The following is a 23,639-nucleotide window of genomic DNA, read 5'->3' as shown; positions in this document are numbered from 1 at the left end:
GGGATCACAGCAGGTCCACAAGCGTCCCCGCATCACTCGACAATCGCGCCGATTGCTTCTTCACGTACTGACGTGATGATGCTGCGGGGTGAGGAGCCTACCCCGCAGCATCAGAGGTACGTGATGTAGAGGACCACGGCGGGAGGTTTCACATTCAGGCTCCCGGCGTCGCTGGTCAATTCCTCCTCGTACGCGAGGAGCTTCCCGCTGGATGAGCTGAATACCAGGGTCTGCATCTTGGGCAGCCCTCCGTACTTCGACTGCACGGTGAACGCGTCACCCACTCGCCCTGCCCGGTCTTTGACACGACCGCGGTAGTCGATGCCCGAGGAGTCCTTCAGAGCCCGGAGGAGCGCGGCTCTTTGGGCAGTTGAGAAGTTCCGGTCCAGGAGGCGCTCCGCGACAGAGTCGAATGTCTCCCCAGGGCCGTTCGACGAGTAGCCGAGGGCGAGCCACTTCTTCATACCGTGCGGTGTGGTCGGGGCATGGTGGTTCCTTCGGTCCGACATGTCGGCCGGTCCCGAAGAGCCGTGGGATTCCTCCGGTTCATCGCCCACCGACCCGGCCTCTTCCCACTGCTCGCGTTGGGCGTCTGACTGGAACTCAGGCGTGCCGGAGCGGACCGTCCACTTCTCCGAACCGTCCGGCTTCTTCCAGGTGATGCGTCGTTCAGGGATGACGGCCGACGTCACCTGAATCCCATCGATGCGGGTGGAGAGCGACCAGCTGTCCTGGACGAAGCGCTGCGTGCCGCCGCGCGGTGCTTCCTTCGGGAGATGTTCGACGTGTCGGGCGATGTTTTCCAGAACCGCAGCGGCTGACCGGTCGCTCTCCTGATATTTCAACGGCTGTGGTGTGACCGCGAGAGCCGGCTGTGGCGCGGTGCCGAGCATGTTGGTGAGGACCAACCCGGCAGCGGCGGTGGTTACCGCTGCCGCACTTGCCCATACCCATCGGCGGCTGCGGCGAGCGGCGGCTCGACGAGGGGGCAGCGCGTCGTGTTGGCGAGGAGTGGCGAGGATACGTTCCAGTGCGGCGTCGTCCGGAGGCGTGGTGGTGCCCCGGGCGGGATCCAGGGACCGGAATGTCTCGTCTGCTTCATTCATGTGTTCCACTCCGTGTCATCCGTGGCGATGCCGATGCGCCCTGCCGTGGCGGGTACCTGGTGGCGGAGGCCCAGCCGGCCTGGAGCCGCTTGCGCGCCCGGTGCAGGCGGACTTGATAGGTGGCCGTTCTACATCCCAGCGATTTCGCCGCCTCCGCCGCGGTCAGCCCGTCCCAGATCGACAGTCGCAGCACGTCCTGGTCCGCCTCGCTGAGCGCGTCGAAGGCGGCGGCCAGGCCGAGCTTCTGTGTCACGACTTCGGCATGGTCGTCGACCTCGGCCCGATGCTGCTGCCGAAGCGTCTCGGACAGGCGACGTCTGTGCTTGTCCGACCGGTAGGCGTTGGCGAGCGTTCGCCGCGCTACGCCGTAGAGCCACGGCAGGGCGGCGTCGGTCGGTACTGCGCCGAATCTTCGCCACGCCACCAGGAACACCTCGGCGACCACATCGGCCACCTGGTCATCCAGGATCCGCCGACGAACGTACGCATCGACGGCGGAGTAGTGCCGCCGGTACAACTCGGTGAAGCGCTGATCGTCCGTTGATGTGTCCACATCCCCTCCACCTCGCATATGTGCGGCAGCAGCGTTGTCTTACACGTGCGGCACGAATTCTTTCAGCGGCATCGCGATGAAGCTGTGGCTCCAGCGAGGCCGGTGCCGACGGGGGAGTGTGCAGAGGGTCGCAGATGCGGGAGGCCGGAGTCGGGTGTCCTTCGCGCCTATCCGTCGCCTCCCGTTGGCAGGTCAAGGCGGTAGCCGCGGCCTCGGACGGTGACGATTCGGGCGGTGCCGAGCTTGCGGCGGAGGTAACGGACGTAGACGTCCACGACGTTGGAGGCCTCGTCGGCTTCGTAGCCCCATACCGCGGAGAGCAGTTCCTCGCGGGGCAGTACGCGGCCGGTGGCGCGGATCAGGACCTCCAGGAGGGCGAACTCGCGGGGGGTGAGGTCGACGATGCGGCCGTCGACGCGGGCCTGGCGGGTGCGGCGGTCGAGGGCCACGCCGGCGTGGTAGAGGCGGGCATCGTCGCTGTCCTGGAGGCGGAGCCGGATCCGGGCCAGGAGTTCCTCGAAGCGGAACGGTTTCGGCATGTAGTCGTTGGCGCCGCCCTCGAGGCCCTTCACCGTGTCCGTGACGCTGCTGCGGGCGGTGAGGATGATCACCGGCAGGAGGACGGAGGCCGCGCGGAGTTGGGACAGGACCGTGAATCCGTCCTCGTCCGGCAGGCCCAGATCGAGGACCAGGAGGTCGAAGCTCCCGGTCAGGACCTGGTCGCGGGCTGCTGCGGCAGTGGTGGCGACGGTGGTCAGGAAGCCGTGGGTGCGGAGCCCTTTCTCCACGAAGGACGCGATCTCGGCTTCGTCTTCGGCGATGAGGATACGGGCTGCGTTCTCTGCTGGTCGCATGGCACCTTGTGAAGCGGAATGCGGAGGGTGAAAGTGGCCCCGAGTCCGGGGTGGTTGTCGAGCCGTACCGTGCCGTGGTGCGCCTCGGCGATGGCCTTGACGATCGCGAGGCCGAGGCCCGCGCCACCGGAACCGCGCGCCCGGCCGCCGCGCCGGAACCGCTCGAAGATGCGGTCCTGTTCGGCCGGGGGCACGCCCGGTCCGCTGTCCCGGACCCACAGCTCGGCCACACCGTCGTACGCCCGTCCGCCGATCCAGATGCGCGCGTGTTCCTCGGTGTGCTGGGCGGCGTTCTGCGCGAGCTGGATCAGCGCCTGGGTGAGGAGCTGGCGGTCGCCGTGGAGTACGAACGGGTCTGTGTCGTCGGCGAGTTCGAGCAGCCAGCGGCGCGGGGCCAGGGCGGATGCCTTGACGTACACGTCCTCGATCAGCTCCGGCCCGACGACGGGCGCGGCCACGAGACCCTCGGGGCGGCGCGCCGTGGCGAGCGTGAGGAGCTCCTCCACGATGCGGTACATCCGGTGGAGTTCGTCGGTGGCCACGTCGATGGATCTGCGGCGTGCCACCGGGTCGTCGTCGAGCAGCTCCAGATGGCCGAGGACGATCGTGATCGGGGTGCGCAGTTCGTGGCCGGTGTCGTCGAGGAACTGCCGTTGCGTGGCGAAGGATTTCTCGAGCCGGTCCAGCATCGCGTTGAAGGTCGCGGCCAGTTGGGCGATCTCGTCCTGCTCGTGGACCTCGATGCGGGCGGTGAGGTCCGTCTCGTTGATCGACCGGGCCGTGTCCCGTAGTTGCAGGAGCGGGGCGATGAGGCGGCCGACGAAGACCCAGCCGACGCCGGTAGCAAGCACCAGGGCGCTGAGCCCGAGGAGCACCTCGATCCGGATGGCGTAGTTGATCTCGGCGTACTCCCGCTCGGTGAACGTGGCGACGACGAGCACGCCCCTGGCGGGGTCCTCCTCGACCGTGACGGGCACGACCACGTACCGGATGGGCCCGGCAGCGCTGGTGGCGTCGCCGTAGGCGGGCCGGGTCGCGGCCGCGAACTCGGCGACCAGCGCGGGGTCGAGGTCGAGGCGGGCCGGTGGTTCGATGCCGCTGCGCTGGAAGGGCACTCCGTCGACGAGGGTCAGCAGGGTCTGGTGCCGGTCCGGGACCTGGTTCCGCAGGACGTCCGTGAACAACTCGCGGACACCGGAGTCAGGTTCGGCCGCGCCAGGGCCGGGAAGCCGGGCCCCCGGGCGGTGGCCCTTCGCGAACGCACGGAACTCGCGGACTTCGTTGGCCAGTTCCGCGTCGATGCGCTCGTTCATGCGCGCCGACAGGACGAAGCTCTCGGCGACGGTCATGAGGCCGAGGGTCAGGCCGACGAGCAGCAGCATGCGCCAGAGCAGCCGCAGCCGGATCGAGCGGAACCGGAACCGCCGGAAGGCGCCCCGGCCGCGCGTCACCGGCGGCGGCTGCTCCAGGGAGTGCGGTGCGTCAGCCGTCGTCACCGCCGTCGTCGTCAGCGCCGCCGTCGTCTCCGTCATCGCCATCGTCGTCCGAGCTGCTCGGGGTCGGGGTCACGGTCGGTGCCGGGGTCGCGGAGCGCGCGCCCCGGGCCCCGCCGTCGGCGGGCAGCGGGGACTCGGGGGCCACCGGTTCGGCGCCGGTATAGCCGGTATCGGAGTGCGCGTCGGAATCCGTGGCGGACGAAGGACGGCTGCCGGACGTGGCCCGCGCCCAGGTCGGCGTCGGGGCGGGCACGTCCGGGGAGCCGTCCTCCGCGTCCGTCGGGTCGGCACCGACTGGCTGGTCCGGCCGCCCGCCCGGGCCGGACGGCGGCGTGCTCGTCGCCGTCCGGTTGTCCTTCTCGTACGGGCCCGCGGCCGACGCCTCCGGGGCGCGCTCGACCACGACCGGGCCACCGAGCCCCGGCGACGGCGCCCGCTGCGCGCCGATCACCGGCACCACGGTGACGAGGGCCAGAGTGAGCGCGGCGACGACCGTGCGGGGGCGGCCGGATCGGGAGCTCATGCGGGCACGGGCTCCTGGGGACGGTCGTCGCTGTCGGTCGGACGGTCGTCGGTGTCGGTGTCGGCCGGACGGTCGTCGGTGTCGGCGGGACGGTCATGGTTCTCGGACGGGTTGGAGACCGGCTGGGCGCCGAGAGGGCTGAACGTGCCCGTGGCCGGGTCGAGGAAGTGCACCTCGGCCCCACCGATGTCGAAGAACACTCCGGTGAGCTGGAGCGTCCCCGCCTGCACGCGCTCACTGACACCCGGGTGGGCGAGCAGGTTGTCCAGCTGCTGGAGGACGTTGAGCCGTGCGAGGCGGTCCTGCGCGGAACCCGCTGCGTTCTCCGTACCCGCTGCGTTCTCCGTACGCGCTTCGCCCTCCGCCCCGGAGTCGGCGCGGTACCGGGCCATCGTGTCGGCGGCGTGCGCCAGCCATGCGTCAAGCGCCCGGTCGCCGTCGCCCGCGCCGTCGAGCAACGCGCCCATGGCGCCGCAGCCCGAGTGGCCGCAGACGGTGATCGTGCTCACGCCGAGGACCTCGACGGCGTACTCGACCGCCGCGGACACGGACGCGCCGTCGGGCAGGCCCTGCTGTCCGGGACGCGGAACGAGATTCCCCACATTGCGCACGGTGAACAGGTCACCCGGACCGCTCGCCGTCATCAGGTGCGGCACGAGTCGCGAGTCGGAACAGGTGATGAACAGCTGGGAGGGCGACTGTCCTTGTGCGGCCAGCTCGGCCAGGACGGGCCGCATCAGCGGCGCGGTGACCCGCTGGAACTCGCTGACGCCGTGCCGCAGATGGGACTTCGGGGCCGCCTCGGGCCGCCGGTGCGCCCACGGGAAGAGCCAGGCGGCGGCGCCGGTCCCGGCGGACTTGCGGCCGGCCGGGCTGCCCGCCACCGCGTTCTCGTACCAGTTCTCGTGCACCTCGTCGACGTCCACGCTGCCGCCGAGCCGTTCGTGGGTGACGCGCCAGGTGTGCAGGGCCTCGAACGCGGCGTGGTCCAGGTAGTCCACGTTCAGGTCGACGTCGACGCGCGCGCCCTGCGGCACCTGCGCCAGGGTCCGGTTGAGGCGGGGCACGGCGGCGAAGGTCATGGAGCCCTCGACCACGACGTGCCAGTAGTTGTCCTTGTGCTCGGTGCGGATCTTGGTGTGGGTCAGGCGGTAGAGCGCCTGGAGGATGGCGACGACGATGCCGAGCGCCACGCCTTCAAGCAGGTTGAGCTCCACGACCGCGAACGCGGTGACGACGTAGACGGCCAGTTCCCGGTGCCGCTTGAGGTGGCGTATCTCCGCGGGCTTGACCATCCGTACGCCCATCACGACCAGGAGCGCGGCCAGGGCGGCGAGCGGGATCTGCTCGATCAGACCGGCGGCCAGGACGACGAAGAGGACGACCCATACGCCGTGCATGATGGTCGAGGCACGGGTCTTCGCACCGGCCGCGACGTTGGTGGAGCTGCGGACGATCACGCCGGTGACGGGCAGGCCGCCCAGGAGGCCGGAGGTGGAGTTGGCCAGGCCCTGGCCGACCAGCTCGCGGTTGAGCCGGGCGCGCGGGCCGTCGTGCATCCGGTCCACGGCGACCGCGGAGAGCAGCGACTCGACGCTCGCGATCACCGCAACGGTGAGGGCGGCCAGTGCGATGCCGCTCCAACTGCCTCCCGGTATCTGCGGGGCGAGGCCCAGGTCGAGAACGTTCGAGGGCAGGTCGACGCGTACGGCGTCCAGGCCGAGCGTGCTCGCCGCCACCGTGGCAACGACGATCGCCACCAGGGCGGCGGGCACCGCGCGGACCTTCGGCAGCCTCGGCCACAGCAGCATGACGGCGATCACGATCACGCCGAGCACCGCGGCCGCCGCGTTCAGGTGCGAGACCTGGGCGGGCAGGCGTAGCACGTTCTCGGTGGCGGAGCTGGCCGGTTGGCCGCCGAGTACGACGTGGATCTGGGCCAGCAGGATCGTGATGCCGATGCCGGCCAGCATGCCGTGCACGATGGCGGGCGAGATGGCAAGGGCGGCCCGGGCGACGCCGAGGCAGCCCAGGGCGATCTGGATGAGACCGGCCCCCACGGTGATGGCGCAGGTGGCCTCCCATCCGTACTCGTTCACGAATCCGGCGACGACCACGGTGAGCCCGGCCGCGGGCCCGCTGGCCTGCAGTGCGGAACCGCCGGCGGCACCGACGACGATGCCGCCGACCGCGGCGGCGATCAGGCCTGCGGTGATCGGGGCGCCGGAGGCCAGGGCGATACCGAGCGAGAGCGGGATCGCGACCAGGAAGACGACGACGGAGGCGGGAAAATCATGACGGAGAATGCGGGCAACGGCACGTGAAGTGTCCGAAGGCATGGGGACGTGTCCTTCAGTCGGGCTGGGTGGTGGTGCGGACACGACCCAGAAAAGACAAGCGCGTTGAACCGGCCCGCCCGAAACACAGGCCACGCATTTGCCATTCGTTTGCCCGTGCATGAAGTTCCCATGAGGGTGCTCTCATGAACTCCTCGCGCACGTACGCGAGGTCACTTCGCGCAGCGCGCTGTTCGGCCGCAGGCGTGAGCCCCAGGGCCCGGGTCAGGGCGCCGGGCGGTCGCTGATCCAGCGGGCGGCGAGCAGGCCGGAGGCGGCGGTGAGGGCGGCGGCCGCGATGACGGTGGCGTTGAGGCCGAGGGCGTCGGCGAGGAGGCCGGCCACGAGGGCGCCGACGGCGTAGCCGATGTCTCGCCAGAAGCGGTACGTGCCCAGGGCGTTGGCCCGCCAGGCGGGGTGGGCGTGGTCGGTGACGGAGGCGATGAGCGCGGGGTAGACCATGGCGGTGCCCAGGCCGAGGGCGATCGCGGAGAGGACTCCGGCGAGCAGCGGGTGGTCAAGGAGGGCGAGGGCGAGGACGAAGCCGGCGGTTTGGACGAACATGCCGGTGACGATGAGGGGTTTGCGGCCGATACGGTCGGCGAGGTGGCCGGTGGGGATCTGACCGATGCCCCACAGGATCGGATACAGGCCCTTGATGAGGCCGACGGCGGCCAGGCCCAGGCCGTGGTCGGTGAACAGCAGCGGGAAGACGCCCCAAGTGATGCCGTCATTGAGGTTGTTGACCAGACCGGCCTGGCTGGCGCCGCGCAGGGAGCGGTGCCGCCAGGACGTACGCGCGAAGGCGGCGGCCAGGCCGTTGTGCTCACCGGTCGGCAACGGCTTGGGGTGCTGGGCCAGTTCCAGGGCGACATGGGCGGCGGTGTCACGCACGGTCAGCGACAGGGCCAGACCGGCCACGACGAAGACGACGCCGATGAGTTCGGGGATGGGGCGCAGGCCGTACGTCGTGGCGAGATAGCCGGTGAGCAGGGCGGTGACACCGACGGCCGTGTACCCGGCGGCCTCATTGAGGCCGGTGGCCAGCCCCCGGCGGGCGGGGCCGACCAGGTCGATCTTCATGTTGACGGTCATCGACCAGGCCAGGCCCTGGTTGATGCCGAGCAGCACGTTGGCGGCCACGATCCAGCCCCAGGAGGGCGCCCAGGCCAGGGCGAAGGGCACGGGAATGCCGATCAGCCAGCCGGTGACCAGGAGTTGCTTACGGCGAAAGCGTGCGGTCAGGGCGCCTGCGGCGAGATTGGTCAGGGCCTTGGTGACGCCGAAGGCGATGATGAAGGAGAAGACGGCCAGGTCGCTGGTGAGGCCGAAGACATCGGTGCCGATCAGCGGAACCGTGGTGCGTTCCAGGCCGACCAGGCCGCCGACACAGATGTTGACGATGACCAGCAGGGTGAACTGGACCCAGTTCTCCCTCAGTCCGAGCCGGACCTCCCGCCCGGCGGCGCCCGCGGGCGCCACGGCATCGGGGTGGGCGTTCACCAGCGGGTCTCCTGAAGCTGCTGGCCGTGGGCGGCGGCGTAGTCGCCCGGGCCGCCGTCCAGGACGGCCAGGTCGGTGTGCCCGGCGCGTTCAAGCAGGCTGGCGGCGGTCATGGCGCGCTCCCCGTGACCGCAGGCGACGATCGCGCCGGGCGGGGCATCGGCCGCGTGTGCGGGCAGGTCGCCGAGTTCGATGTGTACGGCGTCGGCCACGTGCCCGGCCGCGAACTCGGCGTCCTGGCGCACATCGACGTACGGGCGCGACCCGGCCCGGTCGGCAGGGAGGAAGGCGGTGGTGGCCCGGTCGCCGCCGTCGGCGGTCCAGGCGTCCATGCCACCGTCGAGGCGCCCGGCGAGCCGCTCGTATCCGATCTTGTACGCCTGCCAGACGATCTCGCTCAGGTCCTGGTCGTCGCCCGCGACGAAGACCAGAGGCGCGGTGTCGGGCACGAGCCAGCCGAGCCAGGTGGCGAACTGTTCGCGCAGCGGGATGGACAGGGCTCCTCGGATGTGACCGGCGGCGTAGTCGGCGGCCGGGCGGACGTCGACGACGCGGCCGCCGTCGGCGAGCAGGGTGCGGACCTGGGCGGCGGTCAGCGCGGGCAGCACCGGCTGTGAGGTCACGACGGCGGGGCCGCGCCGATTGATCGCGCCGAGCCGGTCGAAGTAGGCCGGGTAGCTGCCGAGGCTGTCGGTCAGCTGCCGTACGAAGGTGTCCTCGTCGGGAGCGGCGAGCAGCGGGTTGTCGCGCTTCTGGGCGCCGATGGTGCTGGTGCGCTCGGTGCCGGGCGGGGCGGAGCAGAAGGAGCCCGCTCCGTGCGTGGGCCACACGGCCACGTCGTCGGGGAGCGTGGCCAGCCGCTTCAGTGACCGGTACTGGGCGCGGGCGAGTTCCTCGGCGCGCTCGGCGCCGAGCAGGTCGGTGCGGGCGGCGGAGTTCACGATCAGCGAGCCGCCGGTGAACACCCCGAGCTCGCGGGCGCCGTCCAGGAGCAGGAAGGACAGGTGCTCGTCGGTGTGGCCGGGGGTGGCAAGAGCCCGCAGCGTCAGCCCGCCCAGGTCGGCCTCGTCGCCGTCGGCCAGGCCGCGGTGGGCGAAGGCGCGGTGCCCCGCGGCCGACGCGAGCACGGTCGCCCGCTGGTCGTGGGCGAGCTGGACCGCGCCGGAGAGGAAGTCGGCGTGCAGGTGGGTGTCGGCCGCGTACGCGACCCCCAGCCCGCGCCGCCGCGCGGCGGCATGCAGAGTGCGCAGGTCGCGGCAGGCATCCACGGCAAGAGCACGGCCGTCACCGAGGTCGACGAGATAGGCACTGTTGCCGAGGCCGGGGTCGACCAGGGGCATGAGGTGGTCGTCGGCGAAGCCCATGGTCTCCTCCAAGATCCGTGAAAAGGGTGGGGCACGGGTGTGCGGCAAGGGGACGTCCGGTCACCGCCTCCCTTCTCATATACAATATTCCATGGAGTTATGGAGGAAGCATGTCGGAGACCACGGAGACCACTGCCACCGGCTCGAAGGCACAGCTGTACGAGGCGTTCGCGGTCAGCGGCAAAGCCCTGGCCAGCGGAAAGCGCCTCGAACTGCTCGACCTGCTCGCCCAGGGCGAGCGCACCGTCGACGCCCTGGCCAAGGCGGCCGGGCTGAACCTGACGACCGCCTCCGCCCACCTGCAGACCCTCAAGCAGGCCGGATTCGTCGCCACGCGCCGCGAGGGCGTACGGATCCACTACCGGCTCGCCGGCGCGGACGTGGCGCAGCTGTTCGCACTGCTGCGCAAGGTCGCCGAGCACCACCGGACCGCCGTACCCGCCGCCCGCGACGCCTACCTCGGCGAGGACGGCGCGACCGAGGTCACCCACGAAGAGCTACGGGCCCGGGTGGCCGCCGGTGACGTGGTGGTCCTGGACGTGCGGCCGGTCGAGGAGTACCGGGCCGGTCACATTCCGGGCGCGCTCTCCATCCCGGTCGAGCAACTGGCCGACCGCGTCGACGAGCTGCCCGAGGACCTGGAGATCGTCGTGTACTGCCGCGGCGAGTACTGCGTACTCGCCTACGACGCGGTCCGCCTCCTCACCGACCGCGGACGGCGCGCCATCCGCCTCAACGACGGCATGCTTGAGTGGCGCCTGGACGACCTCCCCGTCGAGGCGGAGCACCTGGCCTGAACGAGGATCAGTGACCGGTCGTGGTGAATCCGTCCTTGAGCGTGTCGAAGACGGGGCGGTGGGTGTCCCACTGCTTTTCCGGTGCTGAGAGATAGAGGTCGTACTCCCGGCCGCCCTCGCGGCCGAAGCCGAGATCGATGGCGCGGTAGGCGCGCGCCCGCCCCTGGAAGGTGAACTCCCACACCACGGCGGGCTGTTCGCGGAACGTGGTCTGCTGCATGCGCAGCCTGCGGTACACGTCGTAGTTGAGCTTCGTGTTGGCCTCTATGTCCCTGAAGTGGGCCACGGGGCTCGAACCCGCGGGGTCCACCATCCCGATCGTGATGCCTACCAGGCCGGACTTGTTGACGTAGGTGACCGTCTCGTTCGTCCGCTTGCTGACCTTCCAGCCGTCCGGCACGGGGAACGAGATACCGAGCCTCTTCTCGCTGACCCGGTGGAAGCCCTGGGGCACGGGTGGTGGTGTGTACGACGGTACGGCGGAGGGGCGGCTCTTCCCGGCGCCGTTGTCGGGGGTGTCCGTGCCACGGTCCGATGTCGCGTAGAGCGCGCCGGTGATGGCCGCGGCTGCCGCCGCCACGGCAGCGGTGGCCGATACGAGGATGCGGCCCTTGCGGCCCCGGCGACGGCCCGAGACTTCGCCGTCCTGACCGGCGGACTGGGCCGCAGTGGATGCAGTGGATGCAGGGGGTGTGCGGGGTGTAGCGGGTGCTGCGGGTGCAGCGGATGCGGAGGCCGCCGGGGGCTGTATCGCCGTAGCCCCAGTCAGTCCGTTCGACCCACCGGACCGAGCCGTACGCAGGGCTTGCTCGGTCTGCTCCGCCGACGGGCGGTCCTCGGGGTCCTTGGACAGGAGGGCTTCGATGAGCGGTGTCATCGGCCCGGCCTGTTTCGGGGGCTCCAGCGGGTCGACGGCGATGGCGTACGCGGCCTCCATCGCGGTGTCCCGCCGGAACGGGGGATGCCCCTCGACCGCTTGGTACAGCGTCGCGCCCAGCGCCCACAGGTCCGAGGCCGGTCCGGACTTCTGGCCGCGGATGCGTTCCGGCGCCATGTAGTTGATGGAGCCGACCATCTCGCCGGTCTTGGTGAGGGTCGAGGCGTCGGCGGTCATCGCGATACCGAAGTCGGTGAGCACGACCCGGCCCTCGGCGCCGATCATCACGTTGCCGGGCTTGACGTCACGGTGCAGCACACCGGCGGCGTGCGCGGCCCGCAGCGCGGCGACCATGCCCAGGCCGATGCGGGCCGCCTCCTCGGGCGGAAGGGTCCGGCCGTCCTTGAGGAGAGCGTCGAGCGTGGCCGCCGGAACGTACTCCATGACGATGCAGGGCTGCCCACCGTCGTCCACGACGTCGTGGACCACGACCACGTTGGGGTGCCCGATACGGGCGGCGCTGCGCGCCTCACGGCGCATGCGCTCGTACAGCGTGGCGAGCTCGTCGTCGGACAGGTGCGGCTGCGCGTGCAGCCGCTTGAGAGCGACCTGGCGGCCCAGAACCTCGTCCTGTACGCGCCATACCGTGCCCATGCCGCCACGGCCGATCTGCTCGGTGAGCCGGTAGCGCCCAGCGATCAGCCGTCCTTCTTCCGACACAGCCCTGCCTCCGCCAGCTCCGGCACGTTCGATTCGCACGGTCACCATAGCTGTCGCCCTTTAACGGCCGGGCGGGCCTACTGCTCAACGGAGGCGGCCTACTGCGTGGTACCGGTTGCCATTCCGGCCGGCGTCAGGGGTGGACAGACCGAACGGAAGGAGATGTGAGGTATTACACCTTAGACCTCCGTGCTCGCGCTGGGCTCAGCGTAGGAGCCTCAGGGGGTGGTGGAGGCGTCGAAGGCTCCCGCCTTGGCTCCCTGGACGAATGCGGTGATCTCGCCGCGGCTCAGGCGCAGGACTGCGGCATCGGGGTCCTTGGAGTCGGAGATGCCGATCAGCCCGTCGTCGAGTTCGGTGAAGACGACGCAGTCCTTGGAATGGTCCAGGTCGGAGAATGAGCTCTTGAACCACCGCGCGTCGGGCACGTGGTTGTTGCGGTAGCCGGTGACCTCAAGTGCGTCCATGGGGGGCTCCTTCACATGAGGGCCGCCGAGCGCGGCCCGTGAGTGATCGGGGTCGGTGTCCCGTCTGAGCGGTCGATGCCGATGTCTTCGACCGACCGTCTGCATGCCTACCCCGCACGGCAGTTGATGACCCTCAGCGTCCCGCGTCAGGTCTTCAGGTCTCCTTCGTGAGCGTGCCCAGAAACCGGATGTGCGGGGGTGCGTCGGGGCCCGGGCGGGTGACGTGGGCGCGGACGCCGTAGACGTGTGCGATGAGGTCCTCGGTGAGGACGTCGTCCGGTGCGCCCGCCGCCATGACGCGGCCCTGCTGGAGGACGACGACCTGGTGGCAGTACGTGGCGGCCAGGTTCAGGTCGTGCAGGGCGACGACGCAGGTCAGGTCGAGGCCGGTGATGAGATCGAGGAGCTCCAGCTGATGCTGGATGTCGAGGTGGTTGGTGGGCTCGTCGAGCAGCAGCTCGCGCGGCTCCTGCGCCAGGGCGCGGGCGATCTGCGCGCGCTGGCGCTCGCCGCCGGACAGCGTGTGCCACTGGCGGTGGGCCTGGTCGGTGAGGCCGCAGCGGTCGAGGGCGGAGCGCACCGCGGCCTCGTCGGCGGGTGCGGCGGGTGCCCAGGCCCGACGGTGCGGGATGCGGCCGAGGCGTACGACATCGGCGACCGTCAACGCGGCCTGGGTATCGGCCTGTTGCTCCACCACGGCGAGGCGCCGCGCGGCCACCTTGCGGGGCACCTGGGAGAGCGGGGTGCCGTCGAGCGTGACGGTACCGGCGTGCGCGGCGAGCACCCCGGCGAGCAGGCGAAGGAGGGTCGACTTGCCCGAGCCGTTCGGTCCGAGGAGTCCGGTGACCGTGCCGGGCCGGGGTGTGAGGCTCACCCCGTCGAGGACGAGCTGCCCGTCTGCCGACCAGGACACGCGCTCGGCGCGCAGCCCCCGCGCATCACCGGTCACCGCACGCTCCTGCCGCGGTACAGCACGAGCACGAACGCGGGCACGCCGATCAAGGACGTCATCACTCCGACCGGTACTTCCTGAGGCTCCAGGACCGTGCGTGCCAGCGTGTCCACCCACACCAGGAACACGGCCCCGGCAAGCGCCGTGACCGGAAGCAGCCGGGTGTGGCCGGGCCCCACGAAGGCACGTGCCGCGTGCGGCAGGATCAGGCCGACGAAGCCGATCGCGCCCGCCGCGCTGACGAGCGCCGCGGTCAACAGGGCGGTCACACACAGCAGTACGAGCCGGGTGCGGATGACGTGGACGCCGAGCGCGGCGGCCGCCTCGGGCCCGAAGGCGAAGGCGTCGAGGGTGCGCCCGTACCCCAGACACACCGCCGAAGTCACCACGAGCACCGCGAGACAGAGCCACACCTCCGCCCAGCCGACCCCGCCGAGCGAACCGAGGAGCCAGAACAGCACGCCGCGTGTCGTCTCCGCGTCGGCGGACGTCAGTACGACGAGGGAGGTGAGCGCGGAGAACAGCTGCATCGCGGCGACCCCGCACAGGACGACCCGGTCCGTCGTGCCGCCCAGCGTGTGGCTGAGCAACAGAACGAGCGCGAACGAGCAGACGGCGCCGATGAAAGCGCCCCCGGAGACCGAGAGCGCGCCGCCGCCCACGCCGAGCACGACGACGAGGACGGCACCGGTCGACGCCCCGGAGGACACGCCGAGGACGAACGGATCCGCGAGCGGGTTGCGCAGCAGCGCCTGCAGCACGGTGCCGCACACCGCGAGGCCCGCCCCGCACACCGCGGCGAGCAGCGTGCGCGGCAGCCGCAGATTCCACACGATGCCGTCCCGGATCGGCGAGAGGTCCGAGGCGGTCAGACCGAGCCGCGCGCCGAACGCCGACCACGCGTCGCCGACGCGGATGTGCGCCGGGCCGATGGTGATGGCCACGGCGACGGACACGCACAGCACAGCGACGCCGACCGCCCAGTAGAGCCCGCTCCGGACCACACTCACGCGGTTCGCCGAGCCCACCGCACGCACTGCACGCACTGCACGCACTGCACGCACTGCACGCACCACACGCGCCGCACGTACTGCGCTCGCTACATTCACCGCGCTCGCTTCTCCGTACGCTCGGAGAGGCCGAACTCGCGCAGGGCGGCGGCCACTTTCTCCACGCCGTCGACGGTCCGGATGGTCGGATTCAGGTCCTGCCCGTTCAGCAGCACGTACCGCTTCTTGCGTACGGCCGTCATGTTCCTGGTGACCGGATCGGACTCCAGGAACTTGATCTTCTGGGCGGCGGACTCGGCCGACTGCGAGCGACGCGTCAGGTCGCCGATGACCAGGACGTCCGGATCGCGGTCCGCGACCGTCTCCCAGCTGATCTGTGGCCACTCCTCGTGCGTGTCGTCGAAGACGTTGCGCAGCCCGAGCTCCTTGGTGATGACGCCGGGCGCACCGCAACAGCCCGCCATGTAGGGCGACTGGGCGTTCGCGAACCAGTACAGGACACTGACGCCTCCGGCGCTCGCCCCCGAATCCACGGAGCCCCCCGAAGTAGCCTTGTGCACACGCGACTTGAGCCGCGAGATCAGCTTCTCGCCGCGCTCCTCCACGTCGAAGATCCGCGCCAGATCGCGTATCTCTCCGTACACGGTGTCCAGGGCGAACGGCGTGGTGCGCGTTCCGTCGCCGTCCCCGCCGTTGTCCTTGCCGGCGCAGTCGGTGGGGGAGAGGTACGTCGGCACACCGAGCTGCTCGAACCGCTCGCGGGGCGCCACACCGCCCTTGCCCAAGGTGTACGTGAACGAGGCGGCGGCGAAGTCCGGTTCGGTGTCCAGGACCTTCTCGAAGGACGGGTAGCGGTCGGCGAGCCGCGGCACCTTGGCGTTCGCCTTCGCCAGGCTCTTCAGGACCGGGTCGGTCCAGGTGGCCGTGCCCACCATCCGGTCGGCGAGACCCAGCGAGAGCATGATCTCCGCCGAGCCCTGGTCGAGGGCGACGGCACGTCGCGGAGTGTGCTCGATACGGACCTTGGTGCCGCAGTTGTCGAGCGTGACGGCCCGACCGGTGCCTTGCGCGGTGTCGGTTGTGGAGCCGGTGCCGCCGCATCCGGCAAGCAGCACGGCGGCCGCCAACAGGGGTACGGCACGGCGAACTTGACGAGAGAGACCTGCTGGACGTGCTGGACGTGCTGGACGAACTGCACGTGCTTGACCTGCTTGGCGTGCGAAAGGCACGGGGATTCCTCTGCGTCCAGGGCTCATACGCGGAGCCGGTCTACGGTCCACCCCGGCCCACTGGTCGGAGCCGGGGTGCCAGCAGGTCTTCGGACTCGGGGTCATCCGCGCGAAGCGCCTTCCCAAACCGGTGCACCGGCCCAGTGGCAGTGGCTCCGCCCGTCACCCTCACCGCTGCGCGTCAGTTCCGGACTCCCACCGGATTCCCTGACCCGTGCGCGTACAAGAACGCACAGAGGTTCGACTGGCGCTGGAAAGCTACCACGGCACTGGCCTGGCCCTCGTCACCGGGCGGTCCCACATGCACGCGGTGCGCGGCCGTGGGCGAGTGGGCGAGCACGATGGGTTGGTGTCAGTGACGGCGAGACCCACGCCCTCGCTGCAAGGGGAAGCGATCGGGTGCAGTCTGGAAGTGCACACGCACGCCGTCTGCGGGGGGCGTCATGATCGTAATCCTGGGAATGTGAGCACGGCGGCAACTCCGAGGAGGCAGCGCCATGCACCTCTCGCTCCTTCGACCGCTCGCTGACCGGCCGGGGCCCTGGGCATCGGTCTATGCCGATACGTCCCATGACACCAAGGACGCGGCCAAGCAGCAGAGCCTCACGGCGCATGCGACCGCCGCCAAGCTGTCCGAGCTCGGCGCGGACGACGCCACCTGCGGTGCCGTGGAGAAGGCCCTGGCTGTTGAGCGCACGGGAGAGCCGGCGACGCAGGCCGGCCGTGCGTTGTTCGCCACCGAGGGCGAGGTGGTCCTCGATGTCTCCCTTCCCGCGCCACCCGCGGTGCCGTCCACGTCATGGGGGTTCGTGCCCCGGCTGACGCCCTTGCTGGAAGCGGTCGGCGACGATCCGGTCTGCCTGGTCGTCACGGTGGACAAGACCGGCGCGGACTTCGCACTGCACAGCAGCCGAGGCGGCGAGGATGCCGGAACGGTTGCCGGTGTCGACTGGTCGATCCCTCGAACGGGCAGGAACGACCGGGCCGAGCGTCACGTCCAGTCCAAGGCGGAGGAAACCTGGGAGCACAACGCCCGTGAGATCGCCGAAGCGGCCCGTGAGGTGTTCGAGAAGAGCGGCGCCGCGGCGCTGCTCCTGGCCGGAGATTCGCGTGAGCGCCGGTCGGTGCACGAGAAACTCCCCGCGGCCCTTCGCGCCGTGACGTACGAGACGACGCACGGAGGGCGGGCGCCGGGAACGGACACCGCGGCGCTCGACCGGGATATCGCGCAGGTGCGGGCCGTCAGTGAGCGTGCGCATCTCGCGGAGGTGACGGGGCGCTTCCGTGCGCGGGCCGAGCCCGCGGGCGGTGAGACGCCGTACGCCGCGTCCGGCGTACCGGCTCTGGTCGAGGCGGCACGGGAGCACCAGATCGACACCCTGCTCGTCAGCCCGCACGGCGCGGATGCCGCACGGAATGTCTGGGTCGGCAAGGCCCCCGACCAAGTGGCGGTGCGCAGCTCCGAACTCCAGTACCTGGGCGAGGTCCGCCCCACCTCGGCACGCGCCGACGACGCCCTGGTCCGCTCCGCCGTGGCGAACGGCGCCGACGTCCTGGTGGTGAGCGATCCCGCCCAAGCACCGGCCGGGGGACTGGGCGCCATTCTGCGGTGGACGGAGGCGACGGCGCGGATGTGACCAGTCCTGACCGGAAGGCCCGGCCGGAAGGTGAGCGCGGTGACGTGGCGGCTGCGGCTGACGCTGCTCGGGACAGGAGCGATGAACTCGCCGCGCTTCGCCCCGGCCGGGCTGCTGCTGCGCTACCGCCGTGGCCGGGTCGCCTTCGACGGCGGGCCCGGCGCCGAACCACCCCAGCGCCTGGACGCCTGGCTGGTGACCGACGAGCGGGCCGAGCTCCGTTCGGAGCTGCGCCGGATGGCGGCGGACCGTGGCGTCGTGCCGCGCATGGCCGATCTGGACCTCGGTGAACTGCGGATCAGCGCCTGTCCGGTGGTGCACACCTCACATCCCACCTGCGGTTACCGGATAGCGGCCAGGGGTGTGGTGGCCGTGTGGGCGCCGGAGTTCTGGGAGTTCCCGGCATGGGCACAGGGCGCGGACCTGATGTTCGCGGAGGCGGCCGGCTGGGATCGGCGGATCCGGTTCCGGGGCGGTGTCGGTGGCCACCTCGGCGCCCTGGAGGTCGGCCGCGAGGCGGCCGCGCACGGCGTGCGACGGCTGGTCTACGCGCACATCGGCCGCCCGTGCCTGCGCGCGATGGACGCCGGATTGCGACCCGAGTGGGGCGCATGGGGGCGCGAGGGCCGGACGTACACGCTGGCTGCCACCGGGTTCGCCACCACCGACGCCGAGTAGCCGAGGGGAGTTTGACACGCACCGGCCCAACTGGACTCCTCAACGTCCATGACGAGTCACAAACATCCATGACGAGTCACACCGAGCGGAGCACGGATGGTGGGCAGGGAAGGCCGGACTCTCACCGGACTCTCAACGGGCGGATCGTCCGGCCCCGGCCTAGCGTGGTACGAGGGATGTCCCAAGCCAGTGGGTGTGTCCCAAGCATGTGGGGTGTGTCCCAAGCCCGTTGGGTGTTGTCCTAAGCCCGTGGGGGGTGTCCCAGGCCCGTGAATCGCGCGTGGGCAGGAGGTGCGAGGCATGCATCGGATCGTTGTCTCCGCGCTGGCTGCCGCCTCCGTCGTGACACTCGCCGCGGGGAGCACGCCTGGTGGTACGCCGAGCGATGAGGCGGCGATCAGTACGGTGACGTTCACCGCGGCCGAGCGTCGCGCGACCCTCGCGTACTGGACGGCGGACCGGATGCGCGAGGTCGCAGCCGGTGCCGACTTGGGGCACGACGCCGCGTCCGTCAAACCCTGGAGCGGCCCGGCGATGAAGACCGTGGGGCGGTTCTTCTTCACCAACGAGAAGGGCGAGGACTCGTACTGCACCGCCACCGCGGTCGAGAGCCACAACCGTTCCGCGGTGATGACCGCCGGGCACTGCGTGCAGCTGCCCGCCTCTCCGGTGAACCGCTACAGCAACATGGTGTTCCTACCGGCCTACAGCGAGGGCAAGCGCCCGTACGGGGCGTTCGCGGTGCGGTCGGTCGTGATGCCGCGCAGCTGGGAGCAGGACGCCGAGAACGACGTCGCCGCTGTCGTGGTGGACCCGCAGGGCGGCACGTCACTGACCGACGCGGTCGGCGGGCAGTCCGTGGCCTTCGACCGCAAGCCCGGCGGCAAGGTGACCGTCTTCGGCTATCCCGACAGCCAGGAGCAGCGCGGCGAGCGGCTGATGTACTGCGCGGGCACCACGTCGACCACACGGGAAGGCGCACAGAGCGTGCGCTGCCCGATGGAAGCCGGGGCGAGCGGTGGCCCCTGGCTGGCCGACTTCGACGAGAAGTCGGGTCGCGGCAAGCTGGTGTCCGTGAACAGCTTCGGCGACGCGGCGGTGGAGGGCTCGGTCATCGAGGGCGAGGTCCTGGGCAGGATGGCGGCCGAACTCCATGCCCGAGCCGGGCAGTTGTGAGATCCGCGCCGACCGCGGGGCAACCCTCTGGGCGAGGAGGGAAGACGACCCCCAAGTGCTGCTGGAGTGCCTGCTGGTCGGCGCGTTCCGGGTCGCCGCCCGCCGGTTCAGCCCTCCCGCAGAACCTCGCGCAGCCGGGTGGCGAACGAGCGGGGGTCCTCGGCGAAGCCGGTGTGTCCGCCGGGGAACATCGTGGGCTCGATGCCGAGCGCCGAGGCGAGGGCTCGGGAGGCACGGTCACAGAGCTGCCCGGCGGAGTCGTCGCCGATGCCGACCACGATGCGGGTGTCGGTTGAGCTGAGGGCGGCGATGTCCGGCTGCCAGTGTGTGGTGGCGCGCAGTTCGTGGGCGAACCAGCGGCGCTCGTCCGCGACCTGCCGCGGGTCGCGCTCGCCGCCGAACATCTGCTCCACCACGGGATCGGGCAGAGCGAAATTGGCCAGGGCGAAGAACTTCTTCCACGCCTCGATCACACCGCCCTCGAGGTAGGTGGCGATCAGATCGTCGGTCGCCGCGTGCAGCTGCTCACGGTCCTCCAACAACTCGTCCAGCGGGGGCTCGTGGGCGATGACGATGCGGACCTGCTCGGGCCGGGCCTCGGCGAGGGCCAGCGCGCTGACGGCACCGCCGCTCGATCCCAGGACGACGGCTGGGCCCGCGCCGAGGTGGGCCATGAGCCGGGACAGGTCATCGGCACGCAGCTGTGGGGTGGAGTCCTGGCCGGGGTCGTCGAGACGGCTGCGGTTGATGCCCCGCGGGTCGGTGGTGAGCACCGTGTGGTCGGCGGCGAGCAGGTCGGCCAGCGGCGCGAAGGCCGCGGCATCCATGGGAGCACCGCAGAGCACGACGAGGGGGCCCTGACCCCGCACCTCGTAATGCAAGCGGGCCCCGGGCACCTCGAGGATCTGCTCGGTATGCGTTGAGGTGGTGACCATTCGTCCTCCTGGGCGGCGTAGTGAGTAGTGATCTGCGGTTCATCACTTGGACCCCCATGGAGAGGCAGACTCATCGGTCCGGAGTGAGATTTCTGCGTGAGGACATGCCTTTCCACTGGGACGCGGTGCGGCGATCAATTTCTGGGAGCAGCGGTTCGAGATGCACCGAGTCACGTCTGCGCGGGCTTCTTCTCGCGGGTGCCCTCGACGATGACGCCGTACCCGAAGGCGACGTGGTTCTTGATGTGGCGGGCCAGCGGGCTGGGGTGCGGGTAGTACCAGGCGGCGTCAGGGGCCACCGAGCCGCTCACGGTGATGGTGTAGTAGCGGGCCACGCCCTTCCAGAAGCACAGGGACTTGGCAGGGCTCTCGGTGAAGTACTCGCGGTTGAGGGACGCGGGTGGAAAGTAGTCGTTTCCCTCGACGCGCTTGGTGCGCGGGGTCTCCGCGATGACCACGCCGTTGTAGATCGCGCGCATCATGATCCGTTCGCCTCCTTGGGGCCTTGTCCACCGACCGAGCGTTGGTCACCTGGTTCTGAGGGAACCCGGTGGCCCGGGTTCGGGCTTCCCTCGGCGCCCGGTTTCTGATCCGGAGGTGGTGGATTCCGGGCCGGGGGGCCGCCCGATGGCGGCCGCGGTGCCGGGCGGCCGGAGTGGTGTCCGGAGTGGTGTGTGGCGCGTACTCAATTCTGTGCCGGTATGTGCCGGTGACGGGGCTCACCCGGCCTCGTCGCCCAGGTGGGCTTCGTCGAGGATGGCGATGCGTCCCCGGCCAAGGCGCAGCAGTCCCCGGTCGGCGAAGTCGTGCAGGGCCTTGGTGACGGTCTCCCGGGAGGCGCCCGCAAGGGCCGCCAACTGTTCGTGCGTGAGGGCGACTTGGGGGTGACCGGCGATCGGCCGCGGGGCCCGGTAGGTCGGCTGCGCCGAGGCGAGGGCGAGCAGGGTGGTGGCCACGCGCTGTGCGGCGGATTTGAATACGCTGTCGGACAGGCGCTGTTCGAGTTCGGCGACGCGGCGGCCGAGGATCTCGGTGATGCGGACGGCGATACGGGGGTCGGGGAGGAGCAGACGGCGCACCTCGTCGCGGTTCAACACGCAGACCGTCACGGCGTCGAGGGCCTCGGCGTAGTGGCCGTACATGCGCTGCCCGAGCAGGGTCATCTCGCCGAAAACGGTGCCGGGTTCGAGGATCGCGGTGGTCAGCGCACGACTGTCGGCGGATACCCGGAAGACGCGGACGTGGCCGCGTTTGAGGATGAACAGCAGCTCGCAGGGCTCGGCCGGGGCGTAAAGCATCTCTCCCGCCCGGTACTCCTTCATCGGCGCCGCGTCCGCGATGGCCACCACCTCGTCGTCGCTCAGGTCGCGGAAGATGTCGGCCTCGGACACGCACCAGGTGCTGTCGGAGTCGGTGGCATGCCCGGTCAGAGCCAGGCTCCGCTCGCGTCGTCCCGGGGCCCAGGGCGGAGGCCGCGCTCCCCACCGAGGGGCGCCCAGCGCGTCGGTGCCCTGGGGCAGGCAGACCGAGGCGCGCACGGGTCCCACCGAGTCCGTCGCCCTCGTGCGGCCAGAGGGCTCCGGGCCGGGGGTGGCCGTCCCCGGAGGGGACGAGGACGGCCGTGCGCCGTCGGTCATGACGCGTTCGAGCTCCGTGTGGCGTCGTGGTGCATGACTTGGTGGATGCAGGCGTACGCGAGGCCGAGGAGCAGGCCGTAGACGAGGTGTCCGGCGAAGCTCCTCCAGGCCATCTCGTTGACCTCGAAGACGGGCATGCCGAGCTTGGCGGGCATCAGCCACAGGGCGCCGAGGACCCACCAGACCGCCCCGTAGGCCAGACCGAGAGCGGCGGCGGGCAGCATCCTCGCGGCCCGGTGCCCGGTGAGCAGGGCGAAGACGATACCGGCGAACGCGGAGATCGCCAGGTGGACGACCCAGGCGACGCCGGTGGAGGCGGAGTCGACCAGCATCGCGACCATCGGCATCATGTCCCAGAGCTGCATCATGATGCCGAACGCGACGCCGCCGAGCACGCCTCCGGCGGCACCGAACAGGGCGTGGACCGGGATCGCGGCGCTGGCGCTGCGCTGAGGTGAGGCGTGTGCGGTGGTCATGGAGGCACCTCTCTGTACGGGGCAGGATGCCGCTCACGCTAGGAGTCATGCGCCATACACGAATGTGACCGCGAACACGTACGGCCCGGCCGGTACTTCGAGGCTCCTCGGCCGACTTCGGACCGACTCTGGACCGACTTCGGACCGACTTCGGACCGACTCCGGACCGACTCCGGACCGACTTCGGACCGACTCCGGACCTGTCCCACAAGCCACGTGGGCAACGCGGGCACGTGGCCAACGCCGATAGTCTGCCGGGCATGGACCAATCGCTTCCGCAGGCCGGTGCAGGGCGCGACGAGGCGTTCGGACGGATCGTGCTCCCTGAGGTGGAGTTGTTGCTGCGGGCCGCAACCGCGCTGACCGGGCGGGCGGCGGACGCCGAGGCTCTGGTGCGGGACACCCTGCTGCGCGCGCACCGCGAGGTACAGCGTCACACCGAGGAGACACGGTCCGGCGGCGGTGCGCCGTCGCGGGCCTGGCTCCTCGACCTGATGCGAGCGGCCTGGGGCGAACGGAAGGCAGCGGGCGGGGGAGCGGCTCCGGAGCGTCAGCACCCTTGGACCGGTGCGGGGGAAGACCCGCGGGCCGATGCGGTGTTCCAGCAGGAGGTGGCGAGGGCCGCCGCCGGGCTGCCGACTCTGCAGCGGCAGGTGGTGCGCCTGGTCGACGAGGCGGAACTGACGTACGCGGAGGCCGCCCGGCTGCTCGGGGTGACGGAGGCCGCCGCGGCGGACGAGTTGCGCCGGGGCCGCAGACGGATCAGGGCGCGGCTCGTGGCGGCAGGTCTTGTGGCGAGGCGAGGTGGGCGGCGATGACGGGGAACGAGCGCGGCGCGGGGAAGCGGTCGTGGCTGCGGCGGCGGGATCCGGACGAGCGCCGCCTGAACTGCATGCGGGTGGCGCGGATTCTGCAGTCGTACCTGGACGGGGAGACCGATGAGGTCACCGCCCGCCGCGTGGCGGCGCACCTGGAGGACTGCCGTCGCTGCGGCCTGCGGGCCGAGACGTACCAGAAGATCAAGGAGGCGGTGGCCCGGCGCGAGCAGCCCGACGCGGACGCGGTGGCCAGACTGCGTAGCTTCGGCGCGTCCCTGTCGCAAGAAGGGCAGCCGGGGGAAGAAGGCAGCAGCGGCGAGGGACGCGCTTCCGGGGCGTAGGGATATCGGCGTTCGCCGGGCCCATCGCATCTCAGGACGGGTCGGTGACCCGGCCAGGGGTACGCGAAACAGCGCGAGGAGGATCCTTGGCGCGGAGGCGTGCTGGTGTGCTGGTGACGCGCAGAATGGAATGGGGCGGACGGGTGGGCGGGTT

23 protein-coding genes and 1 riboswitch are annotated in these 23,639 nt (G+C 70.8%); of the genes, 6 read left to right on the top strand and 17 right to left on the bottom strand.

All coding sequences use genetic code 11. The features are described 5' to 3' along the window. Nucleotides 1-110: 110 nt before the first annotated feature. From ACWD10_RS11775 to ACWD10_RS11740, 8 genes are all read right to left on the bottom strand, one after another. Nucleotides 111-1,106, bottom strand: a complete 996-nt coding sequence (locus tag ACWD10_RS11775) for a CU044_5270 family protein (protein ID WP_451089585.1) — start codon at nucleotides 1,104-1,106, stop codon at nucleotides 111-113. Then, on the bottom strand, nucleotides 1,099-1,659 hold the full coding sequence (locus ACWD10_RS11770) for an RNA polymerase sigma factor (RefSeq protein WP_451089584.1): 561 nt from the start codon (nucleotides 1,657-1,659) through the stop codon (nucleotides 1,099-1,101). The genes ACWD10_RS11775 and ACWD10_RS11770 overlap by 8 nt, the downstream gene beginning before the upstream one ends. Nucleotides 1,660-1,826: 167 nt before the next feature. Continuing rightward, the gene (locus ACWD10_RS11765) at nucleotides 1,827-2,513 is read right to left on the bottom strand and encodes a response regulator transcription factor (protein ID WP_451089582.1); all 687 of its coding nucleotides are present in this window, start codon (nucleotides 2,511-2,513) and stop codon (nucleotides 1,827-1,829) included. Continuing rightward, nucleotides 2,414-4,045 (bottom strand): sensor histidine kinase, encoded by a 1,632-nt coding sequence (locus tag ACWD10_RS11760; protein ID WP_451089580.1) that lies wholly within the window; start codon nucleotides 4,043-4,045, stop codon nucleotides 2,414-2,416. The genes ACWD10_RS11765 and ACWD10_RS11760 overlap by 100 nt, the downstream gene beginning before the upstream one ends. Next, nucleotides 3,996-4,532, bottom strand: a complete 537-nt coding sequence (locus ACWD10_RS11755; protein ID WP_451089578.1) for a hypothetical protein — start codon at nucleotides 4,530-4,532, stop codon at nucleotides 3,996-3,998. Before ACWD10_RS11755 ends, ACWD10_RS11760 begins: the two co-directional genes overlap by 50 nt. Then, a complete protein-coding gene (locus tag ACWD10_RS11750; RefSeq protein WP_451089576.1) occupies nucleotides 4,529-6,871 on the bottom strand; it encodes a SulP family inorganic anion transporter in 2,343 nt (780 codons plus the stop codon). Before ACWD10_RS11750 ends, ACWD10_RS11755 begins: the two co-directional genes overlap by 4 nt. Nucleotides 6,872-7,093: 222 nt before the next feature. Further along, a complete protein-coding gene (locus ACWD10_RS11745; RefSeq protein ID WP_451089574.1) occupies nucleotides 7,094-8,371 on the bottom strand; it encodes an MFS transporter in 1,278 nt (425 codons plus the stop codon). Next, the gene (locus tag ACWD10_RS11740; protein ID WP_451089572.1) at nucleotides 8,368-9,735 is read right to left on the bottom strand and encodes an MBL fold metallo-hydrolase; all 1,368 of its coding nucleotides are present in this window, start codon (nucleotides 9,733-9,735) and stop codon (nucleotides 8,368-8,370) included. The genes ACWD10_RS11745 and ACWD10_RS11740 overlap by 4 nt, the downstream gene beginning before the upstream one ends. A 110-nt stretch (nucleotides 9,736-9,845) precedes the next feature. On the opposite strand from ACWD10_RS11740, the gene ACWD10_RS11735 reads away from it, so the two are divergent. Then, nucleotides 9,846-10,532 carry an ArsR/SmtB family transcription factor gene (locus tag ACWD10_RS11735; RefSeq protein ID WP_451089570.1) on the top strand — a complete coding sequence of 229 codons (687 nt, stop codon included), beginning with the start codon at nucleotides 9,846-9,848 and terminating at the stop codon, nucleotides 10,530-10,532. Nucleotides 10,533-10,539: 7 nt separating this feature from the next. Here ACWD10_RS11735 and ACWD10_RS11730 read toward each other — a convergent pair whose 3' ends face one another. The 5 genes from ACWD10_RS11730 to ACWD10_RS11710 all read right to left on the bottom strand — a co-directional run bounded on the left by ACWD10_RS11730 (nucleotide 10,540) and on the right by ACWD10_RS11710 (nucleotide 15,685). Beyond that, nucleotides 10,540-12,129 carry a protein kinase domain-containing protein gene (locus ACWD10_RS11730; protein WP_451089568.1) on the bottom strand — a complete coding sequence of 530 codons (1,590 nt, stop codon included), beginning with the start codon at nucleotides 12,127-12,129 and terminating at the stop codon, nucleotides 10,540-10,542. A 218-nt stretch (nucleotides 12,130-12,347) separates the two neighbouring features. After that, nucleotides 12,348-12,596 carry a DUF397 domain-containing protein gene (locus ACWD10_RS11725; protein ID WP_451089566.1) on the bottom strand — a complete coding sequence of 83 codons (249 nt, stop codon included), beginning with the start codon at nucleotides 12,594-12,596 and terminating at the stop codon, nucleotides 12,348-12,350. 154 nt (nucleotides 12,597-12,750) lie between these two features. Next, nucleotides 12,751-13,545 (bottom strand): ABC transporter ATP-binding protein, encoded by a 795-nt coding sequence (locus ACWD10_RS11720; RefSeq protein ID WP_451089564.1) that lies wholly within the window; start codon nucleotides 13,543-13,545, stop codon nucleotides 12,751-12,753. Then, nucleotides 13,542-14,558 (bottom strand): FecCD family ABC transporter permease, encoded by a 1,017-nt coding sequence (locus ACWD10_RS11715; protein ID WP_451089693.1) that lies wholly within the window; start codon nucleotides 14,556-14,558, stop codon nucleotides 13,542-13,544. Before ACWD10_RS11715 ends, ACWD10_RS11720 begins: the two co-directional genes overlap by 4 nt. Before the next feature lie 95 nt (nucleotides 14,559-14,653). Next, nucleotides 14,654-15,685: an ABC transporter substrate-binding protein gene (locus ACWD10_RS11710; RefSeq protein WP_451089562.1), complete on the bottom strand. Its 1,032-nt coding sequence runs from the start codon at nucleotides 15,683-15,685 to the stop codon at nucleotides 14,654-14,656. Nucleotides 15,686-15,850: 165 nt separating this feature from the next. Continuing rightward, a riboswitch (cobalamin riboswitch) is annotated at nucleotides 15,851-16,034 on the bottom strand. Nucleotides 16,035-16,284: 250 nt separating this feature from the next. On the opposite strand from ACWD10_RS11710, the gene ACWD10_RS11705 reads away from it, so the two are divergent. The 3 genes from ACWD10_RS11705 to ACWD10_RS11695 all read left to right on the top strand — a co-directional run bounded on the left by ACWD10_RS11705 (nucleotide 16,285) and on the right by ACWD10_RS11695 (nucleotide 19,278). Continuing rightward, nucleotides 16,285-17,424: a baeRF2 domain-containing protein gene (locus ACWD10_RS11705; protein WP_451089560.1), complete on the top strand. Its 1,140-nt coding sequence runs from the start codon at nucleotides 16,285-16,287 to the stop codon at nucleotides 17,422-17,424. 39 nt (nucleotides 17,425-17,463) lie between these two features. Further along, the gene (locus ACWD10_RS11700; protein ID WP_451089558.1) at nucleotides 17,464-18,102 is read left to right on the top strand and encodes an MBL fold metallo-hydrolase; all 639 of its coding nucleotides are present in this window, start codon (nucleotides 17,464-17,466) and stop codon (nucleotides 18,100-18,102) included. A gap of 300 nt (nucleotides 18,103-18,402) precedes the next feature. Then, on the top strand, nucleotides 18,403-19,278 hold the full coding sequence (locus ACWD10_RS11695) for a trypsin-like serine peptidase (RefSeq protein WP_451089556.1): 876 nt from the start codon (nucleotides 18,403-18,405) through the stop codon (nucleotides 19,276-19,278). A 107-nt stretch (nucleotides 19,279-19,385) separates the two neighbouring features. Here the strand turns inward: ACWD10_RS11695 and ACWD10_RS11690 are convergent, their stop codons facing one another. The 4 genes from ACWD10_RS11690 to ACWD10_RS11675 form a co-directional block, all read right to left on the bottom strand. Then, nucleotides 19,386-20,213, bottom strand: a complete 828-nt coding sequence (locus tag ACWD10_RS11690; protein ID WP_451089554.1) for an alpha/beta fold hydrolase — start codon at nucleotides 20,211-20,213, stop codon at nucleotides 19,386-19,388. A gap of 170 nt (nucleotides 20,214-20,383) precedes the next feature. After that, entirely contained in the window at nucleotides 20,384-20,695 is a 312-nt protein-coding gene (locus ACWD10_RS11685) for a DUF427 domain-containing protein (RefSeq protein ID WP_451089552.1), read from the bottom strand. Nucleotides 20,696-20,932: 237 nt separating this feature from the next. Then, the gene (locus ACWD10_RS11680; RefSeq protein WP_451089550.1) at nucleotides 20,933-21,604 is read right to left on the bottom strand and encodes a Crp/Fnr family transcriptional regulator; all 672 of its coding nucleotides are present in this window, start codon (nucleotides 21,602-21,604) and stop codon (nucleotides 20,933-20,935) included. Nucleotides 21,605-21,846: 242 nt separating this feature from the next. Further along, nucleotides 21,847-22,326 (bottom strand): hypothetical protein, encoded by a 480-nt coding sequence (locus ACWD10_RS11675; protein ID WP_451089548.1) that lies wholly within the window; start codon nucleotides 22,324-22,326, stop codon nucleotides 21,847-21,849. Nucleotides 22,327-22,586: 260 nt separating this feature from the next. Here ACWD10_RS11675 and ACWD10_RS11670 point away from each other — a divergent pair, with 260 nt between their 5' ends. Both ACWD10_RS11670 and ACWD10_RS11665 read left to right on the top strand, forming a co-directional pair. Next, nucleotides 22,587-23,144 carry an RNA polymerase sigma factor gene (locus ACWD10_RS11670; RefSeq protein ID WP_451089546.1) on the top strand — a complete coding sequence of 186 codons (558 nt, stop codon included), beginning with the start codon at nucleotides 22,587-22,589 and terminating at the stop codon, nucleotides 23,142-23,144. Further along, nucleotides 23,141-23,485 (top strand): anti-sigma factor family protein, encoded by a 345-nt coding sequence (locus ACWD10_RS11665; protein ID WP_451089544.1) that lies wholly within the window; start codon nucleotides 23,141-23,143, stop codon nucleotides 23,483-23,485. The genes ACWD10_RS11670 and ACWD10_RS11665 overlap by 4 nt, the downstream gene beginning before the upstream one ends. Nucleotides 23,486-23,639 lie beyond the last annotated feature (154 nt).

It is taken from the genome of Streptomyces sp. NPDC002851, assembly GCF_053591935.1.
The sequence above is the reverse complement of the archived record's forward strand: the minus strand, read 5'-3'. Positions and strand labels throughout refer to the sequence as shown.

Excerpts from the sequence above, each read along its gene's own strand:
- ACWD10_RS11665 (WP_451089544.1), top strand. The coding sequence starts at position 23,141 with ATGACGGGGAACGAGCGCGGCGCGGGGAAGCGGTCGTGGCTGCGGCGG.
- ACWD10_RS11675 (WP_451089548.1), bottom strand. The coding sequence starts at position 22,326 with ATGACCACCGCACACGCCTCACCTCAGCGCAGCGCCAGCGCCGCGATC.
- ACWD10_RS11685 (WP_451089552.1), bottom strand. The coding sequence starts at position 20,695 with ATGATGCGCGCGATCTACAACGGCGTGGTCATCGCGGAGACCCCGCGC.
- ACWD10_RS11670 (WP_451089546.1), top strand. The coding sequence starts at position 22,587 with ATGGACCAATCGCTTCCGCAGGCCGGTGCAGGGCGCGACGAGGCGTTC.
- ACWD10_RS11765 (WP_451089582.1), bottom strand. The coding sequence starts at position 2,513 with ATGCGACCAGCAGAGAACGCAGCCCGTATCCTCATCGCCGAAGACGAA.
- ACWD10_RS11695 (WP_451089556.1), top strand. The coding sequence starts at position 18,403 with ATGCATCGGATCGTTGTCTCCGCGCTGGCTGCCGCCTCCGTCGTGACA.
- ACWD10_RS11690 (WP_451089554.1), bottom strand. The coding sequence starts at position 20,213 with ATGGTCACCACCTCAACGCATACCGAGCAGATCCTCGAGGTGCCCGGG.
- ACWD10_RS11755 (WP_451089578.1), bottom strand. The coding sequence starts at position 4,532 with ATGAGCTCCCGATCCGGCCGCCCCCGCACGGTCGTCGCCGCGCTCACT.
- ACWD10_RS11775 (WP_451089585.1), bottom strand. The coding sequence starts at position 1,106 with ATGAATGAAGCAGACGAGACATTCCGGTCCCTGGATCCCGCCCGGGGC.
- ACWD10_RS11740 (WP_451089572.1), bottom strand. The coding sequence starts at position 9,735 with ATGGGCTTCGCCGACGACCACCTCATGCCCCTGGTCGACCCCGGCCTC.
- ACWD10_RS11760 (WP_451089580.1), bottom strand. The coding sequence starts at position 4,045 with ATGACGGAGACGACGGCGGCGCTGACGACGACGGCGGTGACGACGGCT.
- ACWD10_RS11725 (WP_451089566.1), bottom strand. The coding sequence starts at position 12,596 with ATGGACGCACTTGAGGTCACCGGCTACCGCAACAACCACGTGCCCGAC.
- ACWD10_RS11735 (WP_451089570.1), top strand. The coding sequence starts at position 9,846 with ATGTCGGAGACCACGGAGACCACTGCCACCGGCTCGAAGGCACAGCTG.
- ACWD10_RS11705 (WP_451089560.1), top strand. The coding sequence starts at position 16,285 with ATGCACCTCTCGCTCCTTCGACCGCTCGCTGACCGGCCGGGGCCCTGG.
- ACWD10_RS11750 (WP_451089576.1), bottom strand. The coding sequence starts at position 6,871 with ATGCCTTCGGACACTTCACGTGCCGTTGCCCGCATTCTCCGTCATGAT.